This window comes from Micromonospora nigra (assembly GCF_900091585.1).
Classification (GTDB): domain Bacteria; phylum Actinomycetota; class Actinomycetes; order Mycobacteriales; family Micromonosporaceae; genus Micromonospora; species Micromonospora nigra.
This window is the reverse complement of record NZ_FMHT01000003.1, coordinates 4,084,716-4,104,343: the sequence shown is the minus strand read 5'-3', so window position 1 is coordinate 4,104,343 and position 19,628 is coordinate 4,084,716. Positions and strand designations below refer to the sequence as shown.

Genomic DNA, 19,628 nt, shown 5'->3' with positions numbered 1-19,628 from the left:
GGTCCACGGTCGACGACGTGGCCGTGGTCGGAGACGAGGACGACCACCCGGTCGGTGACGGAGGCGACCAGTTCCCGCAGGCCGGGGATGGTCTCCTCGCCCCACACGACGGTTCCCGGCTCACTGCGGTCCAGCGCATCGTCGATGGTGTTGACGACCGCCGCGACCAGCGGCACCTCACGGCTGTCGAGTGCGTCGAGCACCTCCCGGTCCAGGGTCGCGCCGGCCCTGGCGCGCAGGTGCCTCTTGTGCAACAGCACACCGTCGGGGTAACGGTGGTGGAAGGCCACTCGTTCGGCCTGCTGTCCGCCGGTGACGATCCGGCCGCTGAGCAGGCTGCACCGGCTCACCTCGGTGACCGTCGGCAGGGCGGCGAGCACCCCTTCCCGGGGGGCGCCCCGCAGGGTGAGTTCCAGCCAGGTGCCGCTCTCGGTGAGCGACTCGGCGATCTCGGTGGCGGCGGCGACGCCCATGCCGTCCAGAACCACCAGTAGCACCCGCTGACCGCAGTCGAGGATCGGCTGCACCACCCGGTCCAGCACGTCCTCAACATGCAGCAGCGTCCCCGGATCCGTCTCGGCGGTGGTGGCCTCCGTGAGAAGAGTGGCGAACTGCCGATCGTGTCGCGAGCGACGGACATCCACCGCGTGGCAGAGCATCCGGTACGCCTCGGCGACCTCGGCGTCGCGGTCCCCGGCGAGGACGTCCAAGCGGGCCCGGTCGACCCACCCGTCCTGCCGGACGTGCCGGCGCGTCGCCTCGAGCAGCGTCGCCGGTGGCGTGTCGTCGGAGGTGCTGAGCCACCGCAGCAGGCGTACCGCCATCCGCGCGGTCTTCACCCGTTCCGGCTCGGCCGCCCGGTGTGCCTCGACGGTGGCGAGCGCCTGCTGCGCCTTCACCACCAGCGTCGGGATGGCCAGGTCACCGGCGGGTACGGCGAACCGGACGGCGGCGGCGAAGGCCCGAAGCCGGTGCACGAAGCCGGTGGGCAGCACGGCCGAGCCGCCGAGCAGTGCACCGACGTTGATCTCCTCGGCAAGGGCCTCGGCGCGGTGGAGCAGCCGCATCGCCTCCTCCCGACCGTCCGGTCCGGCGTCGACGGTGCGGTAGACCCAGGCTTCGGCGGCCTCGTGCAGCACGGTGGCCTGGTCCGGGGTGGGTGGGACGCCACCGAAGCGGGGTTCGAGGCGGGCTCGCGCGGCGGCGGTCGCCACCGCGACCCGCTGGTCGGTGGTGGGGCCCGTGGCCTTTCCGGGTGATGGACCTACTCGTGTCACTGCTGCCCAGGTCTGCAATGCCGCGCTTGCTCCAGCACATCCTTTTGATCTAAAGGACGGCACTTGTGAAGCCCGGACGCCGCGTTCCTCTCGGCTTCCGTAAGGTGACCGGCTGTTCGCATTCATCACCATCAAGGGAGCAGCGTGCACCGAGCGGTCAGCCCGACGCCAGTCCGACGCAGGGCCTTCATACAGCGACCAAGACTTGCCTTCCTGGCCTCTGTCACCCTGTTGATCTCGCTTTCACCTCTCGGCTCGGCGGCACTCGCCGGTCCGGCCATCGAGCAGCCGCCGTTCGACCCGCAGTCGAGCGACAACATCGACCCAGCTCTCATGGTGGAGATGCGTCGGCAGGACACCCTCCAGCCCGCCGTCAAGATCCTTACCGAAGAAGCCATGCACGCGACATCGTCGGGGTATGCGGGCGTGGCCTTCAAGGGCGAAGGTCTCACCCTGTACTACAAAGGCGCAATCTCGGCGGGCATGCAGCACGCACTGACCGAGGCGCGCGCCCATGGGAAGGTCGTCGTCGAATCCGCCCGCTTCTCCCGGGCTGAACTCCAGACTGCCGCAGCTCGACTTGAGGCGAACCTTGTCGGTCGCAGCGACATCCAGGCGATCGAAGTGAAGCACGACGGCTCAGGACTGGGTGTCGAGAAGATGCCGGCGGCTCGAGTGGAGGCGGCCCGAGCGAACGCCGCCCGAAACGGCCGCCCCTTCGCCGAGGTCAATTCGAAGCTCAACGGGACGGACGTCGGGGTGCCGGTCGAGGTCACGGTGGCATCGTCACCCTTTGACCTGTTGGCCTGCGCGGGTGCCTGCAGCCGACTTGACGACACGTCAGCCTGGAACGGCGGCACCCGCACCCTGAACCCCGACGCGGACGTTGCCAACCCCTACTACCTGTGCACCACCGGCTTCGGCGTCACCAAGGGCTCGACCACCTACGTGCTGACCGCTGACCACTGCGCCACCGCGCCAGACCAGATCTTCGACAACCGGCTGGAACTCATGGGCGGGGTGCACGCCGGGGACTGGGACAAGGATCTGCTCCTGATCAATGCTCGCGGATTCTACAAGATCTTCGATGGATCCCCCACGACGTCCACCACGAAGAACGTCATGGGTTGGGGCTACCACGCTTCCGGCGAGTACCTGTGTCACTCCGGTGCTACCACCGGCACTCGCTGCAACCTGCGCACCGTCGGTGGCGACTACGCGCTCTACGGATGCGACTCCGACGGCGACTGCTTCAACCGGCACGGCCTGATCAAGACGACCCAGGTCGACGGACTGACCGCTGCCGCCGGTGGAGACAGCGGCGGCCCGGTGTTCTCGCTGATGACCGGAGGGGTCCGAGCCAAGGGCATCCTGATCGGTGGTGGCGGAAGCACGATGTACTTCCAGGATTGGGCTGACGTGATCCGACTCTGGGGCGCCTACCCGCGGACTCCGTGATCAGACAGACGGACTTTGTGGGTGGTCGCGTCCGCGCCGCGACCACCCACGACACTGGATAGACTCCCGAGCAAGCCTCTGCTGTCCCTTACGTGCGAGGCGGCGGGCAGAAGCGACGATGGTTGAGGAAATGGAGACGAGATGACTTCGGGTCGTCAGCACATCAGCGCCACGGGCTCCGCCACGCCTCGCCGCGTCGGTACGGCACTGGCCGCTCTCCTCACCACCGCGACGCTGATCGGCGCAACCGGGTGCACCAGCGAACCGATTCCGGCGACCACCGTGGCCGCTGACGCGACCACCGCCCCCGGTGTCTGCGCGGAGGCCTTCCAACCGCTCGACGAGAAGCCCCACCAAACGAGGGATGGCGACCTCGTGACCGCAGGTGCCCGCGATGTGCTCCTCTGCACATACGCGCTGCCCGATGGGGGCACAGCCTGGGCCCTGGCAGAGTCGACGGAGCTTCCTGGCGACCGGGTCGATTCGCTGGTCTCCCACCTCAACGGCCTCCCCGAGTGGCGAGCCGCAGACGGAGAAGCCGCCGGCTGCCTCCTCGGCGGAGGTATGGCACGACAGATCGTGTTCGACTACGACGACAGACCACAGGCAACGGTCACCGTCGATTGCGGGGTAGCCACCCAGGCCGGTGCGGTGCGCCGCCTGGCGAGCACGAAGCGTCTCCTCGAATACTGGCCACCGGCGTAGCGGTCGACGACGCTGACGGGTAGCACGGGTCAGCGAGGCAGCCGGCGGGTGCAGTCGCCGTCGTGGCTGGCGGCGAGCAGGCAGCGGCGGCCGGTCGACAGTCGCAGGTCGCGGAAGACCCGATGCCGCACGCCCTGCTCGTCCTCGTAGGAGACGGTTGTCTCGCCGGGGTCGACCAGCGACAGGAAGCTCATCGACCGGGCCACCATCCGGCCCATCCGCCGGGCGCAGTCCAGGTCGGTGACGACCACCGGCAGGTGGACCACGAAGCGCTCCGTCATCAGTACCTCCCCGCGTTAACGTGCCGCGGCCGCTGCCGCGCCTGCTCGCTCTGCCACTCCCGCAGCGCGGCCTTGATCCGGCGGTTCTCCTCCCGCACCTGCTCCAACGCCGCGTAGAGCCCGGCCAGGTCACCGGCGACCCGCGCGAGGAAGTCGGCCACCTCCGCCGGGTCGAGACCACGCCGACCGAACCGGGTGGTGCCGAACACCCGCTCCCGCACCTGGGCGGGGCGCAGCGGCGCAGACGCCGCCGACCGGTAGAGCCGGCCGCGCACCGGCCGCTGCCGGGGCGGTCGGTGGTGACTACCCACGTTTTTCGGTACGCCGCCGGAAGAAGTCGCGCATCACGGACACCAGCCGGCAGCAGAGCCCGCAGCACCCGAGGCTGGGCGAGGATCTCCTTACGGGTTACGTCCGGAACCCCCTTCGCCCTGGTCAGCTTGGAGGGCTCGGCGTCCAGCAGGTCCCCGACGGTGAGCAAACCGTGCCGCTCCAGGGCCGACCGGGCTCGGGCGGTCAGGTCGGCGGCGGCCAGCGGGGAGGACCGGGTCAGCCGACCACCGTGGACACCGAGCCGGCCGAGGCCGACACGGTTGGGGAATCTGGTGGAAGATGGCCCGCCAGGCCGCACTCCCGTTCCCTTCGGTGTCACGCCGGGAGACTACCGGGACGGTCAGGTCCAGGTCACGGATCACGTCCCCGGGTCGGGCAGTTGACGGTCGTGGGTGAGCGACGGCCGGGCACCATGCTGGCCAGCACCAGCAGCAACGCCATCGCGAACATCGCGGTGCCGATCACGTTGACCTGCGGCGGGATGCCCCGTTGGGCGGCACCCCAGACGTACATCGGGAACGTGACGGTGGTGCCGGAGTTGAAGTTCGTGACGATGAAGTCGTCGAAGGACAGGGAGAACGCCAGCAGGGCGGCGGCCACGATGCCGGGCAGCACCAGCGGCAGGGTGATCCGGCGGAAGGTCTGCCACTCGCTGGCGTACAGGTCCATCGCGGCCTCCTCCAGCCGCCGGTCCATGCCCGCCAGGCGCGCCTTGACCGTCACGACGACGAACGACAGGCAGAACATGACGTGGGCGACGACGACGGTCCAGAAGCCCAGCGGCACCCCACCGGCGACGAACAGCGCGAGCAGCGAGGTGCCCAGCACCAGCTCGGGGGTGGCCATCGGCAGGAGGACCAGCAGGTTGATGCCGGAGCGGCCCCGGAACCGGTGGCGTGCCAGCGCGAACGCCATCAGCGTGCCCAGGGCGGTGGCGGCGACCGTGGCGACGAACCCGATCTGCACGCTGCGCAGAACCGCGTCGCACATGTCCGAGGTGGCGCACGGGTTACGCCAGTTGTCCAGGGTGAACTCGTTGAAGTCGTACGACAGCCGGCTGGACGGCCGGTTGAACGACAGGGCGGTCACCACGGCGATCGGCAGGAACAGGTAGCCCAGCACCAGCAGGGCCACGCCGACGACCCAGCGGTCGGCGAACCAGCGGGAGAACCTCATCAGAGCAGGTCCTCGGTGCCGGCCCGGCGCAGGTGGACGAAGACCACCGCGAGGATCGCCGCCATCAGCAGGAACGACAGCGCCGCCCCCTGCGGGTGGTCCAGCCTGACCAGGAACGCCGAGTCGATCACGTTGCCGATCATGTATTCGTTGGGCGTGCCGAGCAGTTCGGCGTTGATGTAGTCGCCGGTGGCGGGGATGAAGAACAGCAGCATGCCGGCGGTCAACCCGGGCCTGGACAGCGGCAGGGTGACCTTCTGGAAGGTGCGCAGGGGGCTCGCGTACAGGTCACCGGCCGCCTCCAGCAGGCGGTGGTCCAGCCGTTCCAGGCTCGCGTACAGCGGCAGCACCAGGAACGGCAGGAAGTGGTACGTCAGGCCGAGCACCACCGCGAGCGGGGTGGCCAGCAGTCGGCCGTCGGGGCCGAGCAGGTGGATGTCACGCAGCAGCCCGACCAGCACACCGTTGTCGGACAGGATGGTCTTCCAGGCCAGGGTGCGCACCAGGAAGCTGGTGAACATCGGCGCGATCACGCAGACCAGCAGCAGGTTCTTCCACCGGCCGGCTTTCCGGGCGATCACGTACGCCAGCGGGTAGCCCATCAGCAGGGCCAGCGCCAGGGCCGTTCCCGCGAAGAGGAAGGACCGGCCGAACTGCGGCCAGTACGCCTGCAACGCCGTCGGGTAGTTGCCGAACGCCCAGGTCAGCGCGTACCCGGTGGACAGCGAGCCGGTGGGGTCGTAGAGGCTGGCGGCGCCGAGCTGGAGCATCGGCGCGGCGAAGAACAGCAGCAGCCAGGCCGCGCCGGGCAGCAGCAGCAGGTACGGCAGGAGTTGGTGCCGCCGGCGCCTGGCGGCCGGTGGCGGCTCCGTTGCCGGCCGTTGCCCGGCGGGTGCGTGTGCGACCGCGTTCACGAGCCGACGCTGACCGGCTCGTCGAACAGCGGGTTGACCCGGTCGTGTCTGCCCGGCTCGCGGGGCAGCAGGAACGCGTGCCGAGGGTGCCAGTACGCCACCGCCTCGCCGCCCTGCGGCAGCGGGTCGTGGGCACCGTTGTTGGCCACGAAGACGGTCAGCTCGCTGCCCCATCCGGTGCGCAGCAGGTAGCGGGTGCTCACCCCGACGTACGAGGTGTCGGTGATCGTCCCGGTGACGTGCTGGCAGCCGCCGGGCACCTGGTCCCTCGTGTCGACCAGGTGCATCTTCTCCGGGCGTACGCCGAGGTGGACCGGCCCACGGTCGGCGCGGGACCGGCCGACGGGCACCGAGAAGCGCGCGCCGTGGGCGGTGACGGCGACATGGTCGCCGCTGCGGCCGTCGGCGTCCCCGGCGAGCAGGTTGGACTGGCCGAGGAAGTTCGCCACGTAGGCGGTGGCCGGGAACTCGTAGCTGCCGGCCGGGGTGCCGAGTTGCTCGATGCGGCCGGCGTTCATCACCGCGACCGTGTCGGCCATGGTCATGGCCTCCTCCTGGTCGTGGGTGACGTGCACGAAGGTGACGCCGACCTCGGTCTGGATCCGCTTCAGCTCGATCTGCATCCGGCGGCGCAGTTGCCCGTCGAGTGCGCCGAGCGGTTCGTCCAGCAGCAGCACCTGCGGACGGTTGATCAGAGCACGGGCCAGGGCGACCCGCTGCTGCTGGCCGCCGGAGAGCTGGGCGGGGCGGCGGTGGCCGAAGCCGTCGAGCTGCACCAACGACAGCATCCGCGGCACCTCGTCGTCGTGGCGGATGCCACGCCTGCGCAACCCGAACGCCACGTTCTCGAAGACGTCCAGGTGTGGGAAGAGCGCGTAGCTCTGGAACACCGTGTTGACCGGCCGCTTGTACGGCCGCAGCCGGGTGACGTCCCGGTCGCCGAGCAGCACCCGCCCGCTGGTCGGCTCCTCCAGCCCGGCGATCATCCGTAGGGTGGTGGTCTTGCCGCAGCCGGACGCGCCGAGCAGGGCGAAGTAGCTGCCCCGCGCAACGGTCAGCGACAGGCCGTCGACCGCCGTGACGCTGCCGAAGGTCCTGGTGAGGTTGACCAGGCGAAGGTCGCCGGCCGGTGGCTCCGCCATCTCCGTCACGCCCCGATGACCTGCTGGAACTTGCGCTCGTACTCGCGTTCGGCCGCTTCGTCGAGGGTCATGAAGACCGTCGACGTCGACAGCATCGCCTCGTCGGGGAAGATCAGCGGGTTGGCGGCCAGGCCGGGGTCGAGCTTCTCCATCTCGGCCTGCGCGCCCTGGACGGGGCAGATGTAGTTGACGGAGGCCGCGAGCTGCGCGGCGACGGGGGGTTCGTAGTAGTAGTCGATCAGCTTCTCGGCGTTCGCCCGGTGGGTGGCCCTGATCGGCACCATCATGTTGTCGCTGAACAGGAGGCCCCCGGAGTCCGGCGTGACGAATCGGATCTTCTCGTTCCGTTTCGCCAGCTGGATGACGTCGCCGGACCAGCCGACGCATGCCGCGATGTCGCCCCTGGCCAGGTCGGCGGCGTAGTCGTTGCCGGTGAACCGGCGGATCTGTCCGGCGGCGACGGCCCGGCGGAGCTTGGTGAGCGCGTCGTCGAACTGGGCGGGGGTGAAGTTCGCCGGGTCGTGTCCGTTCGACTGGAGCAGCAGGCCCATGGTGTCGCGCATCTCGCTCAGCGCCGTCACCTTTCCCCTGAGGTCGGGCCGGGTGAGCAGTTCGTCGACGGTGCGGATCTCCTTCGTGACGCTGCCGTTGTACGCGAGGCCGGTCAGGCCGGACTGCCAGGGGATGGCGAGCCGGTTCTCCGGGTCGAAGGAGCGGTTCTGCAGCGAGGGCAGCAGGTTGGCGTGGACGTTGGGCAGCTTCGCCGGGTCGAGCTGCTGGATCCAGCCGAGGCGGATCATCCGGGCCGCCAACCAGTCGGTGAGGACGATGAGGTCCCGGTCGATGCCCTGACAGGCGCCCAACTGGTTCTGCACCCGGCCGAAGAACTCGTTGTTGTCGTTGATGTCCTCGGTGTAGGTGACCTTGATGCCGGTCCGGGTGGTGAACTCGTCGAGGCTGGGCCGCTTCGTCCAGTCGTCGTTGACGTCCACGTACTGGGGCCAGTTGGAGAACGCCAGGGTCTTCTCCGTGCCGGACAGGTCCCGGCTGACGCAGTCGGCCTCGGTCTGCCGGCCGCCTTCGATGCCGCACCCGGCGAGAGTGCCGGCGGCGGTGAGGAGGGCGGCCGAGCCGAGGGTGCCGGTGAGCAGCCCACGCCGGGTGAGGGGCCGGGGGTTGCTACGCATGTGACCACTCCTCGGGGTCATCGTCGGCGGCAGGACGGGTGGCGCGCCGGCGGGGAGGATCATAGGCGACGAGCGACTGATCCTGACATCGTGACTCCTCCCGACAAGGGATTCCGTTGCGGCGACAGCACCAAGCGACGGATCGCGCAAAGATCCCGGTGCACTAGGCTCGGCCCGGCAACGGACATGGGGAGCGGTCGATGACGAACCGGCAGCAGGGCAGCGGCGGACGGCGGATCACCGTGCGCGAGAGTGCCAGCCACGTCCTGCTCGACGGCGTGGCGCGACAGATCATCGCGCAGCTCCAGGAGGACGGTCGCCGCCCGTACGCGGCCATCGGCAAGGCCGTCGGATTGTCCGAGGCGGCCGTACGCCAGCGGGTGCAGCGACTGTTGGACGCGGGCGTGATGCGGATCGTGGCGGTGACCGACCCGCTCCGGTTGGGCTTCTCCCGGCAGGCGACGATCGGTCTGCGCACGGACGGTGACCCGGCGGCCGTCGCCGATCGCCTCACGGAACTCGATGAGGTCGACCGGGTGGTCATCACGGCCGGCTCGTTCGACCTGCTGGCCGAGGTGGTCTGCCGCGACGACGCCCACCTGCTGGAGCTTCTGCAACGGCTGCGCGCGGTGCGGGGGGTGCTGTCCACCGAGACGTTCGTCTGCCTGGAGCTGCGCAAGCAGACGTGAGGCGCCGGTGCGGATCGCCAGGCCCTAATGTGTCGCCCTGCGGCGGTCACCGGAGCGGCACATCGTCTGACCGGGCCGCCCGGCCATCGGCCGGTCCGCCCGGCCCACCCTGGTCTGGTGTGCGGGTGGTGTCAGGGCGCGTGGCGCGGGGTGGCGGCGACGAAGGCCCGCCACGCGTCGGGGGCGAACGTGAGGGCACCGCCGTCGCGGTCCTTGCTGTCGCGCACCAGCACCCGGCCGGGCAGGTTGTCGGCCACCTCGACGCACGCGCCACCGTTGTTGCTGCTGCGGGTGGCGGTGCGCCAGCGCGCGTCGGTCATGTCCATGTCGTGGCCACTTCCCTGATCAGCTCGATCGACCGGCGTCGGGGGAACGCCTCGCCGGTGACGCTCTCCCACCTGCGTCCCAGGTTAGCGATGTCGATGGGATCGGTCACGACCTGACCGCGAAGCTGGTTGTCGAGATAGGCCAGTTCCGTCCCGTCGGGCAGCCGACCCAGCACGAACGGCCCGGCCAGCCCGGTGTGCCACGGGCTCTCGGCCGGGATCACCCGGACCTGCACGTGTTCCCACTCGGCGAGCGCCGCCAGGTGGGCCAACTGTTCCGCCATCACGGAGCGGTCGCCGACCCTCCGGCGCAGCACCACCTCGTCGATCACCGCCACGAGCTGCGGTGGATCGGCGCGGGTCAGGACCGTCTGCCGCTCGATCCGGCCGGCGACGATCCGGTCCACCTCGGACGGCGGGACCAGCCCGCCGGTGCCCAGCACCGCGCGGGCGTACCCCTCGGTCTGGAGCAGGCCCGGCACCAGCAGCGGCTCGTACCACCGAAGGCCGGTGGCATCCCGTTCGAGTTCGGCCCAGGGGCGGAACCAGGGCAGGTCGCGGCGGCGGAACGCCTCGGGCCAGAGGTCGGCGGCGTCCCGCCTGAGGACGTCGGCGACCGCGAGCCGGGTACGCGGGTGCGGGATGCGCCCCGCGGCAAGCCACCGCGCCGCTGTCTTGGGGTCGACGCGGACCTTCTCGGCCAGCGACTCGACCGTCTCCCCTGCCTCGGCCATCGCGACCCGCAGCACCTCGTTCGCCACCGGACCCTCCCGCCCACCGGATGCACACTGCGGAGCACGCTAGCTACGGAGCGCAGAGCTGTCGGCTGTCGCCCGGCGTGTCGCGGGAAAGCGGTTCGCGGACGTCTCGAAGGCCCGTGAAACGCCCGGCAAAGGCCGTGGCGGAGTTGGCGGATCCGGCACCTCCCGAAGCCCTCCGGGGCGCTGTCCCGATGCCCGGTCGGCCTTCACGGCAAGCGCAGCGGAGGGTCAGGTCGGCACGCGCGGCTGCGCCGGGGGGGTCAGTGGGTCGGGGGGATGACGCGCAGGTGGCCCCGGCGGGACGAGGTGGGGGGTGCCGGGGGCTGGCCCTGGTCGTCCTGCGGGGGGCGGGGGGCCGGGCGGGCGGCCTCCCGGACGGCCTCGGCCAGCGCCACCAGGTCGTCGGTGGTGGGCGGCGGCGGCTCGAACTCGCCCTCGTGGCGCACCACGTCCCAACCGCGCGGGGCGGTGAGGCTGCGGGCGTGTGGCTCGCAGAGGTCGTAGGTGTGCGGCTCGGCGAAGGCGGCCAGCGGGCCCACGACCGCGGTCGACTCGTTGTAGACATAGGTCAACGTGGCGACCGCTTGCCGGGGGCAGCCGTTACGGGAGCAGCGCCGTGGTGACCTCACGGCCGCAGGGTATCTCCATTACCGGGTCCGGCGCACCGCTTCGCGTTACGACACGCCCGTCACCGTGATCACAATTCGGAAGTCGGGGTACGGCGCGCCACGGATCGGCCGCTGACGCGGCGGTGGTCACACCGGAAGATACTCTGTCGTTCATGACAAGCCCGGAGAACCGCCGACCCGGCCCCGGCCGGCGGACGCACCGCGACCGCCACGGGCGCGGCCTGCGCGGGCGGCTGGTGCCGGCAACCGTGCCGCTGGCGCGGACCAAGGCGGAGATCTTCGACGACCTCGTGCTGGACACGGTCGAGACCCTGGAGCGCCGCTTCGCCAAGGAGTTGGCCGGGGTCGAGTTCGCGGTGGAGGACGTGCCGCCCGACCTGAACGTCTACGACTCCGACGTGCTGGAGGACGGCGAGGTGCCGTTGGCCCGGCTGCTGCCCGGCCGTCCGGGTCGTCAGGAGGTGCCGCCCCGGATCGTGCTCTACCGCCGGCCGTTGGAGTTCCGCGCGATGGACCGTGAGGACCTCGCCGACCTGGTGCACGACGTGATCATCGAGCAGGTCGCGAACCTGCTGGGGGTGGACCCCGACGAGCTGGCCTGACGACCACCTGCCCGGCACCACCTCTGCCTGACACCACCTGCCGCTGGTGGCCCTGCCACTGACGGCACCACCTGCCACTGGCGGCACCGGCCGCCGCCGACGCCTGCGGCCCCCACCGCGACGCCCGCGGCCTTCACCGTGAGGCGTCCGAGCGGGGCGGCCCCCAACCGCCCCGGCCTGACGTCCACTCAGGCGGCCCGCCGCTTGAGCTTGCGCCGCTCCCGTTCGGAGAGTCCACCCCAGATTCCGAACCGCTCGTCGTGGCCGAGAGCGTATTCGAGGCACTCGGTCTTGACCTCGCAGCGCGAACAGATCCGCTTCGCCTCGCGGGTGGAACCGCCCTTCTCGGGAAAGAACGCTTCCGGGTCGGTCTGCGAGCACAGTGCCCGCTCCTGCCACTCCGGCGCGTTTCCGAGCAGGTCGGCCACCTCAAGCTGGCCGTCCATCAGTTGCCTCCTTGTCGCGCACCGGCGTCGTCGCCGCTGCAACCCCCACGCGAAAGGCGTGCGTGTCCGTCCGGTCCCTTTTGCTGCGTTCCGTGCGAACAACCCCATTCAAATTACACGCGTGTCATACGTGCGTCGTCAAGCCAGACTTGATAATGGAGTCGTCCTCCCGACACGCATCCGGACAGCCATCCGGGCCACCCGGTCCCGCAACCTGCCCAATCGATTCAGACCCCGGCCGAGTAACGCCCTCTCCGGCGAGTTGCCCGAGTTTTCTCCCGTGGCGCACGCTCCACCGGCCCGACCGAGCCGGCGAAACGACCTCCAACGGAAGATCACCCGACAAGACTTAGTGATCTTGACGGAAAAGACTAACGCCTGTCACGCACCACCGCCCGTCGAGCGTCAGACGCCGACCGCGCCCCGCCCATGATGTGGACACAGCACGCTTGCCGGACGGGCCCCGCCGGCCCGCCGGCACTCGCTGATGAGCTGCCAGGGCATACGTGTCCGGCAGTTGCGCCACCGGCCACGACGACCTCACGGTCGACCGATCATCGTCCCACCAAACGGGACGAACGCCGGTGGGCCGGCCCGGAAGGTCGGCCGGGCCACGCAGCGGAACGTGCTGGTGGACCGCACTGTGGAACGTTCTGTCGGGTACCCGACGCTTCGCGGCGACGACGGTGGGAGCTACGCGCCAATGTGGCCGTACGCGGTCGTCCGCCTCCGCGCCGGCCGCCCCGCCGCCACCGCGATGGACCGCAACTGCTCCTCGGTGCGCGCCGACCCGTTGCCCGAGCCGGCCATCCGGGAGATCGTCTCCTCCATCAGGGTGCCGCCGAGGTCGTTGCAGCCGCCCCGCAGCATCGCCACCGTGCCCTCGTCGCCGAGCTTCACCCAGGAACACTGAATGTTGTCGATTCGGCCGTGCAGCAGCACCCGGGCCATCGCGTGCACCACCCGGTTCTCCCGCCAGGTGGGGCCGGGCCGGGCAATGCCCGCCAGGTAGATCGGGGCGTTCGTGTGCACGAACGGCAACGCCACGAACTCGGTGAACCCGCCCGTGCGGTCCTGCACCCCGGCCAGCACCCGGAAGTGTGCCAGCCACTGCCCGGGGTGGTCGACGTGGCCGTACATCATCGTGGAGCTGGACCGGATGCCCAGCTCGTGGGCCGCGGTCACCACCTCGACCCAGGCGGCGGTGGGCAGTTTGCCCTTGGTCAGCACCCAACGCACCTCGTCGTCGAGGATCTCGGCGGCGGTGCCGGGAATGGTGTCCAGCCCCGCCTCCCGCAGACCGGCCAGCCACTCCCGCACGCCGACGCCCGCCTTGGCCGCCGCCGTCGCGATCTCCATCGGGGAGAAGGCGTGCACGTGCATCCCGGGCACCCGCGCCTTGACCGCCCGCACGATGTCCGCATAGACGGTGACCGGCAGCTTCGGGTCGATGCCGCCCTGCAGACACACCTCCGTCGCCCCGGCCGCCCATGCCTCCTGCGCCCGGTCGGCGACCTGCTCCACCGACAGCCGGTAGGCGTCGGCGTCGCGCTCACGCTGGGCGAAGGCGCAGAACCGGCAGCCGACATAGCAGACGTTACTGAAGTTGATGTTGCGATTGACCACGTAGGTCACGTCGTCGCCCACCGCGTCCCGGCGCAGGTCGTCGGCGACCCGGCACAGCTCGTCGAGGGCCGGCCCGGCCGCGCCGAACAGCGCCAGCGCGGCTTCGGCGTGCCGGGGCTCCAGCAGGGCCGCCGGGTCGGACGCCGCCAACCGCAGCCCCGCCCGCAGGTCGGCGTCGCCGGTTCCCGGGGTCGACGGCCGCCCTCCGCCGGCCGGGGCCGGAACCGCACCGGCGACCACCGACCAGTCGCCGTACACGTGGTCGAAATCGCCCCGCCGGTCGCCGGTGCGACCGGTGGTGTCGATGGTGGCGTGCAGATCGACCCGCCCGCCGTACGTCTCGTCGGGCTCCTGCCAGGGTCGGCCCTCCGGGCGGGCCGACTCGACGGCGAGCCCGGTCCGCGGATCCGCCAGCGCCGTCACGTGCGGCAACAGCCGATGGTCGAGCCACGGATCGCCGGCCCGGACGTACTCCGGGTAGACCGTCAGCCGCTCGCGCAGGGTGAAGCCCGCCCGGGCGGTGTGCGCGGCCAGCTCGTCGAGCTGCGGCCAGGGCCGCTCGGGGTTGACGTGGTCCGGGGTCAGCGGGGACACCCCGCCCCAGTCGTCGATGCCGGCCCGCAGCAGCAGATCGTACTCGCCGGCGATCAGGTTCGGCGGGGCCTGGATGCGGGCCCCCGGACCCAACAGCAGCCGGGCCACCGCCACGGTGGCGGCGAGGTCGTGCAGCTCGGCGTCGGGCATGCCGCGCATCGCCGTGTCCGGTTTGGCGCGGAAGTTCTGCACGATCACCTCCTGGAGGTGGCCGTACTCCCGCTGCGCCCGCCGGATCGCGAACAGCGCGTCGACCCGTTCGGCGGGGGTCTCGCCGATACCGATCAGGATGCCGGTGGTGAACGGCACGTTCACCCGGCCGGCGTCGTCGAGCACCCGCAGCCGGACCGCCGGTTCCTTGTCCGGTGAGCCGAAGTGCGGGCCGCCCGGCTCCGACCAGAGTCGGCTGGCGGTGGTCTCCAGCATCATTCCCATGCTCGGCGCGACCGGCTTGAGCCGGTGCAGCTCCGACCACGACAGCACACCCGGGTTGAGGTGCGGCAGCAGGCCGGTCTCCTCCAGCACCGCGACCGCGCAGGCGCGCAGATAGTCCAGGGTGGAGTCGTAGCCGCGCTCGTCGAGCCACCGGCGGGCCGCCGGCCAGCGCTGTTCCGGCCGGTCGCCGAGGGTGAACAGGGCCTCCTTGCAGCCCAGCTCGGCGCCCCGGCGGGCCATGGCCAGCACCTCGTCCTGTTCGAGGAAGGCTGCCGGCAACCGGTGCGGCACGGTGGCGAACGTGCAGTAGTGGCAGCGGTCCCGGCACAACCGGGTCAGCGGGACGAAGACCTTCTTCGAGTACGTGACCACGCCCGGCCGACCCGCGTCGCGCAGGCCCGCGTCACGGACCGCCCCGGCGACGGCGAGCAGCTCGGCCAGAGCCCCGCCCCGGGCGGCCAGCAGCGCCGTGGCCTCGTCGACGTCGAGCGCCCGCCCCGCTGCGGCCCGCCGCAACGCCCGCCGCAGCCCCGCCTCGCCCGGTCCGGACTCGGTGCGATCAACCATCCGCTCAGCCTAGGTGCTGTTCCGCGCGACCCCCACCGCTCCGTGGGGAACCGCACTGCCTGGCGCGAAACGGACCCGGACCGGGGACGGTGACCGGACCGGGGACGGTGACCGGACCGGGGACGGTGACCGGACCGGGGACGGTGACCGGACCGGGGACGGTGACCGTCCCCGGACGGTGGTGGGGCCGGGACGGTGGTGGGTTCGGGACGGTGGCCGGTCAGCGGGGCGGGTCGGGGTGCTCGTCCGACGAGAAACGCTGGGTGCGGTCGGCGTCGTCGCGCGGGACAGCCCGGGTGCGGTCGACGTCGTCGCGCGGGACAGCCCGGGTGCGGTCGACGTCGTCGCGCGGGACGGCCTGGGTGGGCTCGGCACCCTGACGGGGAATCGCCTGGGTGGGGTCGGCCGACGGCGGCTGCCCGAACGGCGGGGCCTGGAAGGTCGGCTCCGACGACGGGACGCCCGGCTGGGCCGGGGCCGGCGGCGCGGACTGCGGGGCCGGCGGCGCGGACTGCGGCGGGGCCGGGAACGGCGGGGCCGACGGCTGCCCGAACGGTGGAGCCGACCGGGGTGCCGGCGGCTGCCCGTACGGCGGCCCTGGCGGCGGCCCGCCCGCGAACGGCGTGCCGGGCTGGCCCGACGGGGCGTACTGGCCCGGCACCGGCCAGCCGCCGGCCGGCCCCGGCTGGCCGGGCTGCTGGTGGCCGGGCTGCTGGTGGCCGGGCTGCTGGTGGCCGGGCTGCTGCTGACCCCAGCCCGGCTGGCCCCAGCCCTGCTGCGGGGTGCCGTACACCCCCGGCGGGGGTTTGGGCTTCGCCGTACGGTACAGCGAGTACCAGACGGTCCACACCACGTACGCGGCCACCGCGAACACGGCCAGCATCGCGAGCCGACTGAGCGTGCCGAGGAACCCGTCGAGCAGTTCCGCCTCGGCCAGCCGGCCCACGGCCCAGATCAGGAAGCTCAGCCCGCCGAGGCCGGCGCTGACCGCGTACTCGACCAGGGCCACCTGGGTGACCAGTTTCGCCCTCGACACCACCGGGCTTACGTGCGTGGCCAGCAGCACGGCCAGCACCGGAAGCACGATCGTCTCCATCCCGACGAACGCGTAGAAGGCGCTCCCGGCACGCCCGGTCAGCGTGCTGTAGGAGCCCCGGGGGGCCAGCAGTTGGATGAGGCCGACGAAGAGGAACAGCGCGTTCGCGCCGAGCAGCACGAGGGCGGCGAGTTCGCGTAGCGGCCTGGTCAGCTTGCTGGCCGGCGTCGCGTCGGTGGACGCCGGCTCGGCGGGGCTGGTCACGGGCCCTCCCTGGGGGCGAAAGCGGACGGATGCCGACGTGAGCCTAGTCTCCCGGTCCGGCGGCGTGCCGGAGGCGTCCGGTACGCGAGGATGGTCGGCATGCGCATCGTGGTTCTGACCGGCGGGATCGGGGGTGCCCGGTTCCTGCTCGGCGTCCGGGCGTACGCCCGCGAGGTGGACGCCGAGGTGACCGCCGTGGTCAACGTCGGCGACGACCTGTACCTGCACGGGCTCAAGGTCTGCCCGGACCTGGACAGCGTGATGTACACCCTGGGCGGCGGGGCCGACCCGGAGCGCGGCTGGGGGCGGGCCGACGAGAGCTGGACGGTCGGGCAGGAACTGGCTGCGTACGGCGTCGAGCCGAGTTGGTTCGGCCTGGGCGACAGGGACGTCGCCACCCATCTGGTCCGCACCACCATGCTGACCGCCGGCTACCGGCTCTCACAGGTCACCCGGGCGCTGGCCGAGCGCTGGCAACCCGGCGTACCGCTGCTGCCGGCCACCGACGACCGGCTGGAGACCCATGCGGTGGCCGACGTCGACGGCGAGCGGAAGGCCATCCACTTCCAGGAGTGGTGGGTACGGTACAGAGCGCAGGTTCCGACCCACCGGTTCGTCTTCGTCGGCGCGGAGACCGCGAAGCCCGCTCCCGGCGTGGTCGAGGCGATCACCGGGGCGGACCTGGTGCTGATCGCGCCGAGCAACCCGGTGGTCAGCGTCGCGCCGATCCTGGCCGTGCCCGGCCTGCGGGAGGCCGTCACCGACGGTCCGGCCCCCGTGGTCGGGGTGTCGCCGATCATCGGTGGCGCGCCGGTCCGCGGGATGGCGGACCGCTGCCTGGCGGTGATCGACGCGGAGTGCAGCGCGGCCGGCGTGGGCCGCCTCTACGGGGGCCGGCGGGCCGGTGGCCTGCTCGACGGCTGGCTGGTCGACCCGCAGGACGCGGGAACGGTGGTGCCGGAGGTGACGGTCCGCGCGGTTCCGCTGCGGATGACCGACGAGGCGACGACGGCGGCGATGGTCCGCGCCGCGGTGGAGCTGACGTGAGGCTGGAGATCCTGCCGGTGCCGGGCATCGGCCATGTGACCGAGGGCGACGACCTGGCGGTGCTGATCGGCACCGCCGCACCCTGGCTGCGCGACGGCGACGTGCTGGTGGTCACCAGCAAGATCGTGTCGAAGGCGGAGGGCCGGCTGGTGGACGTCCCCGCCGACGGGCCGGAGCGGCTGGCCGCGCGGGACGAGGTGTTGGCCGCCGAGACGGCCCGGGTGGTGGCCGCCCGGGGCGCGACCCGGATCGTGCAGACCCACCACGGCTTCGTGATGGCCGCCGCCGGCATCGACGCCTCGAACGTCGACAAGACCCGCCTGGTGCTGCTTCCGGAGGATCCGGACGCCTCCGCGCGGGCGCTGCGCGCCGCCCTGCGCGAGCGGTACGGCGTGGACGTCGCGGTGGTCGTCAGCGACACCATGGGCCGCCCCTGGCGCAACGGGCTCACCGACGTGGCCCTCGGCGTCGCGGGCCTGCCCGCCATCCGCGACCACCGGGGCGAGGTCGACCCGTACGGCAACGAGCTCCAGCTCACCCAGATGGCCGTCGTCGACGAACTGGCCGGGGCGGGCGAGCTGATCAAGGGCAAGTGCGACCAGGTGCCGGTGGCGGTGGTGCGCGGCTACCTCAACGCGCCCCTGACCGACGACGACACTGGTGCGCGGGCCCTGATCCGGGACGCCTCGATGGACCTGTTCTCGCTGGGCACCGCCGAGGCGAGGGCCGCCGGGCTGAGCGCCGCCGCGACCCTGCCCGACGGCACGGGCGAGGCCCCGGCCGACCCGGCGGCGGTCGGGCGGGCGATCACGGCGGTGGCCGGGGCCGTCGCGCCCGGTACGGTCTTCACCCACGTGACCGACGCCGGGGTACGCGCCGGCCTGGTCGCCACCGTGCCGGGCTGGCCGGCCGACGCGAGCGGACTGGTGCTCTGTTCACCGCCCACCCCGGTGAACCCGCCGGACCTGGTCCGCTTCGGTGGCGACGTGCACCGGCTGCGGGCCGCCCTGGCGGCGGAACACATCCCCACCGTCCTGCTGCCGCCCCCCACGGCCACCACCGCCGCCGCCACCCTCGCCCTGTGACCCGGTCAGGTCACCCGGCCCACAGCGCCACCCGGTGGTCCTCGTCGGTGACGTAGAACCACCGGCCGTCCAGCTCGGCCAGGCCCTCCACGTGATGGAACGGCGCCAGATCCGCCACCACCTCGCCGACCGCCACGTGCCCGGCCGACGGCAACCGGAACCGCACGTGCCGCGAGGTGACCTCGCCACCGGTCGGGTGGTCGTCCAACAGCACCGACCCTTTGCCCAGCGCGTCGATCGAACCGACCACCGCCGCGTACCCGTCGTCGCCGAGAGGGGCGATGGCCCGGAACCCGGCCAGCGACCCGGGCGGGGTCACCCCCGACAGCGCGTACGTCGCCACGGCCGTCGGCCAGCTCACCTCGGGCTCGAACATGCCCTCCACGCCGGCCAGTTCCACCAGGACCGGCTCGCCGTCGGTGGTCACCGGGAACCGCAGCCCGAGCAGCACCGAACCGCGTGGGGTGAAGGCCGCCGCCTCCACGTTCAGCGGCAGGTCGTCGAGAACCAGCCGGTCCACCCAGCCCTTCGCCCGCGCCGTGCCCCGCGCCACCGTCTCCCCGATGAACCGGGCCCGCACCCGTTCGCCGGGCGGCAGCGCCTCGAACGGAGCCTTCAACAACGCGTCGTTGACCGCCCGGTGCAGCCGGAACCGGTTGCGCACCACCCGTACGGGCACGACGCCACCCGCCGCCTCGTCCTCCCGGAACCGGGCCACGAACGCCCGTCGGGGACGCAGCGGCCCGGCCTTCGAGCCGAAGTGCGAACCGAACACGTACACCCAGCCGTCGTGGTGGGCCAGCGCCTCGCCGTCCTCGGTGCGGCCGTTCTCCACACCCGCGTCGGCGCGCACGTGATGGGCCGTCCAACGGCCGTCGGTCAACTCCAACAGCAGGGCCAGGCAGTGCTCCACCGGGCCCTCGTCCAGCACCGTCCAGAAGCCCCGACGGGCGCCGTGGGCACGCAACAGCGCCGGTGAGCGTACGGGCAGCAGGTCGCTGGCCTCGTTGCCGCCGACCACGAACTCCAACAGTTGCAGGGTCACCGC

At 71.8% G+C, this 19,628-nt stretch carries 19 protein-coding genes and 1 pseudogene; 6 read left to right on the top strand and 14 right to left on the bottom strand.

Features of this window, described 5'->3' with window-relative positions:
* Positions 1 to 53: 53 nt before the first annotated feature.
* Positions 54 to 1,403 (bottom strand): annotated as a pseudogene (gene pglZ / locus GA0070616_RS29175) (BREX-2 system phosphatase PglZ); the annotation flags it as partial.
* A gap of 105 nt (positions 1,404 to 1,508) precedes the next feature.
* Between pglZ and GA0070616_RS17810 the strand changes: the two are divergent.
* Together GA0070616_RS17810 and GA0070616_RS17805 are read left to right on the top strand one after the other, a co-directional pair.
* Positions 1,509 to 2,735: a chymotrypsin family serine protease gene (locus tag GA0070616_RS17810; protein WP_091083794.1), complete on the top strand. Its 1,227-nt coding sequence runs from the start codon at positions 1,509 to 1,511 to the stop codon at positions 2,733 to 2,735.
* A gap of 141 nt (positions 2,736 to 2,876) precedes the next feature.
* A complete protein-coding gene (locus tag GA0070616_RS17805; protein WP_091083790.1) occupies positions 2,877 to 3,440 on the top strand; it encodes a hypothetical protein in 564 nt (187 codons plus the stop codon).
* Between the two features lie 29 nt (positions 3,441 to 3,469).
* On the opposite strand, the gene GA0070616_RS17800 is transcribed toward GA0070616_RS17805, so the two are convergent.
* The 6 genes from GA0070616_RS17800 to GA0070616_RS17775 form a co-directional block, all read right to left on the bottom strand.
* Positions 3,470 to 3,721 carry a hypothetical protein gene (locus tag GA0070616_RS17800; protein ID WP_091083787.1) on the bottom strand — a complete coding sequence of 84 codons (252 nt, stop codon included), beginning with the start codon at positions 3,719 to 3,721 and terminating at the stop codon, positions 3,470 to 3,472.
* Positions 3,721 to 4,032, bottom strand: coding sequence for a DivIVA domain-containing protein (locus tag GA0070616_RS17795; protein ID WP_091083783.1), 312 nt, complete (start codon positions 4,030 to 4,032; stop codon positions 3,721 to 3,723). Before GA0070616_RS17795 ends, GA0070616_RS17800 begins: the two co-directional genes overlap by 1 nt.
* A gap of 373 nt (positions 4,033 to 4,405) precedes the next feature.
* Positions 4,406 to 5,230 (bottom strand): ABC transporter permease, encoded by an 825-nt coding sequence (locus tag GA0070616_RS17790; protein ID WP_091083778.1) that lies wholly within the window; start codon positions 5,228 to 5,230, stop codon positions 4,406 to 4,408.
* The gene (locus tag GA0070616_RS17785) at positions 5,230 to 6,144 is read right to left on the bottom strand and encodes an ABC transporter permease (protein ID WP_091083774.1); all 915 of its coding nucleotides are present in this window, start codon (positions 6,142 to 6,144) and stop codon (positions 5,230 to 5,232) included. Before GA0070616_RS17785 ends, GA0070616_RS17790 begins: the two co-directional genes overlap by 1 nt.
* Complete coding sequence (locus GA0070616_RS17780; protein WP_091091037.1) at positions 6,141 to 7,286, bottom strand: ABC transporter ATP-binding protein; 1,146 nt, start codon at positions 7,284 to 7,286, stop codon at positions 6,141 to 6,143. The genes GA0070616_RS17785 and GA0070616_RS17780 overlap by 4 nt, the downstream gene beginning before the upstream one ends.
* A 5-nt stretch (positions 7,287 to 7,291) precedes the next feature.
* Positions 7,292 to 8,473 carry a polyamine ABC transporter substrate-binding protein gene (locus GA0070616_RS17775; protein ID WP_091083770.1) on the bottom strand — a complete coding sequence of 394 codons (1,182 nt, stop codon included), beginning with the start codon at positions 8,471 to 8,473 and terminating at the stop codon, positions 7,292 to 7,294.
* Positions 8,474 to 8,673: 200 nt separating this feature from the next.
* Here GA0070616_RS17775 and GA0070616_RS17770 point away from each other — a divergent pair, with 200 nt between their 5' ends.
* Positions 8,674 to 9,162, top strand: coding sequence for an Lrp/AsnC family transcriptional regulator (locus GA0070616_RS17770; RefSeq protein WP_091083766.1), 489 nt, complete (start codon positions 8,674 to 8,676; stop codon positions 9,160 to 9,162).
* 131 nt (positions 9,163 to 9,293) lie between these two features.
* Here GA0070616_RS17770 and GA0070616_RS17765 read toward each other — a convergent pair whose 3' ends face one another.
* From GA0070616_RS17765 to GA0070616_RS17755, 3 genes are all read right to left on the bottom strand, one after another.
* A complete protein-coding gene (locus tag GA0070616_RS17765) occupies positions 9,294 to 9,488 on the bottom strand; it encodes a DUF397 domain-containing protein (protein WP_091083763.1) in 195 nt (64 codons plus the stop codon).
* Positions 9,479 to 10,222 (bottom strand): Scr1 family TA system antitoxin-like transcriptional regulator, encoded by a 744-nt coding sequence (locus GA0070616_RS17760; RefSeq protein ID WP_091091035.1) that lies wholly within the window; start codon positions 10,220 to 10,222, stop codon positions 9,479 to 9,481. The genes GA0070616_RS17765 and GA0070616_RS17760 overlap by 10 nt, the downstream gene beginning before the upstream one ends.
* A gap of 287 nt (positions 10,223 to 10,509) precedes the next feature.
* Positions 10,510 to 10,878 (bottom strand): DUF3499 domain-containing protein, encoded by a 369-nt coding sequence (locus GA0070616_RS17755; protein WP_091083759.1) that lies wholly within the window; start codon positions 10,876 to 10,878, stop codon positions 10,510 to 10,512.
* A 152-nt stretch (positions 10,879 to 11,030) separates the two neighbouring features.
* On the opposite strand from GA0070616_RS17755, the gene GA0070616_RS17750 reads away from it, so the two are divergent.
* A complete protein-coding gene (locus GA0070616_RS17750) occupies positions 11,031 to 11,480 on the top strand; it encodes a metallopeptidase family protein (RefSeq protein ID WP_091083756.1) in 450 nt (149 codons plus the stop codon).
* Positions 11,481 to 11,668: 188 nt separating this feature from the next.
* On the opposite strand, the gene GA0070616_RS17745 is transcribed toward GA0070616_RS17750, so the two are convergent.
* The 3 genes from GA0070616_RS17745 to GA0070616_RS17735 form a co-directional block, all read right to left on the bottom strand.
* Complete coding sequence (locus GA0070616_RS17745) at positions 11,669 to 11,926, bottom strand: WhiB family transcriptional regulator (protein ID WP_007455784.1); 258 nt, start codon at positions 11,924 to 11,926, stop codon at positions 11,669 to 11,671.
* Positions 11,927 to 12,619: 693 nt separating this feature from the next.
* The gene (locus GA0070616_RS17740) at positions 12,620 to 15,148 is read right to left on the bottom strand and encodes a bifunctional FO biosynthesis protein CofGH (RefSeq protein ID WP_091083752.1); all 2,529 of its coding nucleotides are present in this window, start codon (positions 15,146 to 15,148) and stop codon (positions 12,620 to 12,622) included.
* A 220-nt stretch (positions 15,149 to 15,368) separates the two neighbouring features.
* A complete protein-coding gene (locus GA0070616_RS17735; RefSeq protein WP_091083749.1) occupies positions 15,369 to 16,448 on the bottom strand; it encodes a hypothetical protein in 1,080 nt (359 codons plus the stop codon).
* 99 nt (positions 16,449 to 16,547) lie between these two features.
* On the opposite strand from GA0070616_RS17735, the gene cofD reads away from it, so the two are divergent.
* Together cofD and GA0070616_RS17725 are read left to right on the top strand one after the other, a co-directional pair.
* The gene (gene cofD / locus GA0070616_RS17730) at positions 16,548 to 17,495 is read left to right on the top strand and encodes a 2-phospho-L-lactate transferase (RefSeq protein ID WP_091083746.1); all 948 of its coding nucleotides are present in this window, start codon (positions 16,548 to 16,550) and stop codon (positions 17,493 to 17,495) included.
* The gene (locus GA0070616_RS17725) at positions 17,492 to 18,580 is read left to right on the top strand and encodes a coenzyme F420-0:L-glutamate ligase (RefSeq protein WP_091083742.1); all 1,089 of its coding nucleotides are present in this window, start codon (positions 17,492 to 17,494) and stop codon (positions 18,578 to 18,580) included. Before cofD ends, GA0070616_RS17725 begins: the two co-directional genes overlap by 4 nt.
* 10 nt (positions 18,581 to 18,590) lie before the next feature.
* Here GA0070616_RS17725 and GA0070616_RS17720 read toward each other — a convergent pair whose 3' ends face one another.
* A complete protein-coding gene (locus GA0070616_RS17720; RefSeq protein ID WP_091083738.1) occupies positions 18,591 to 19,625 on the bottom strand; it encodes a hypothetical protein in 1,035 nt (344 codons plus the stop codon).
* Between the last annotated feature and the right edge of the window lie 3 nt (positions 19,626 to 19,628).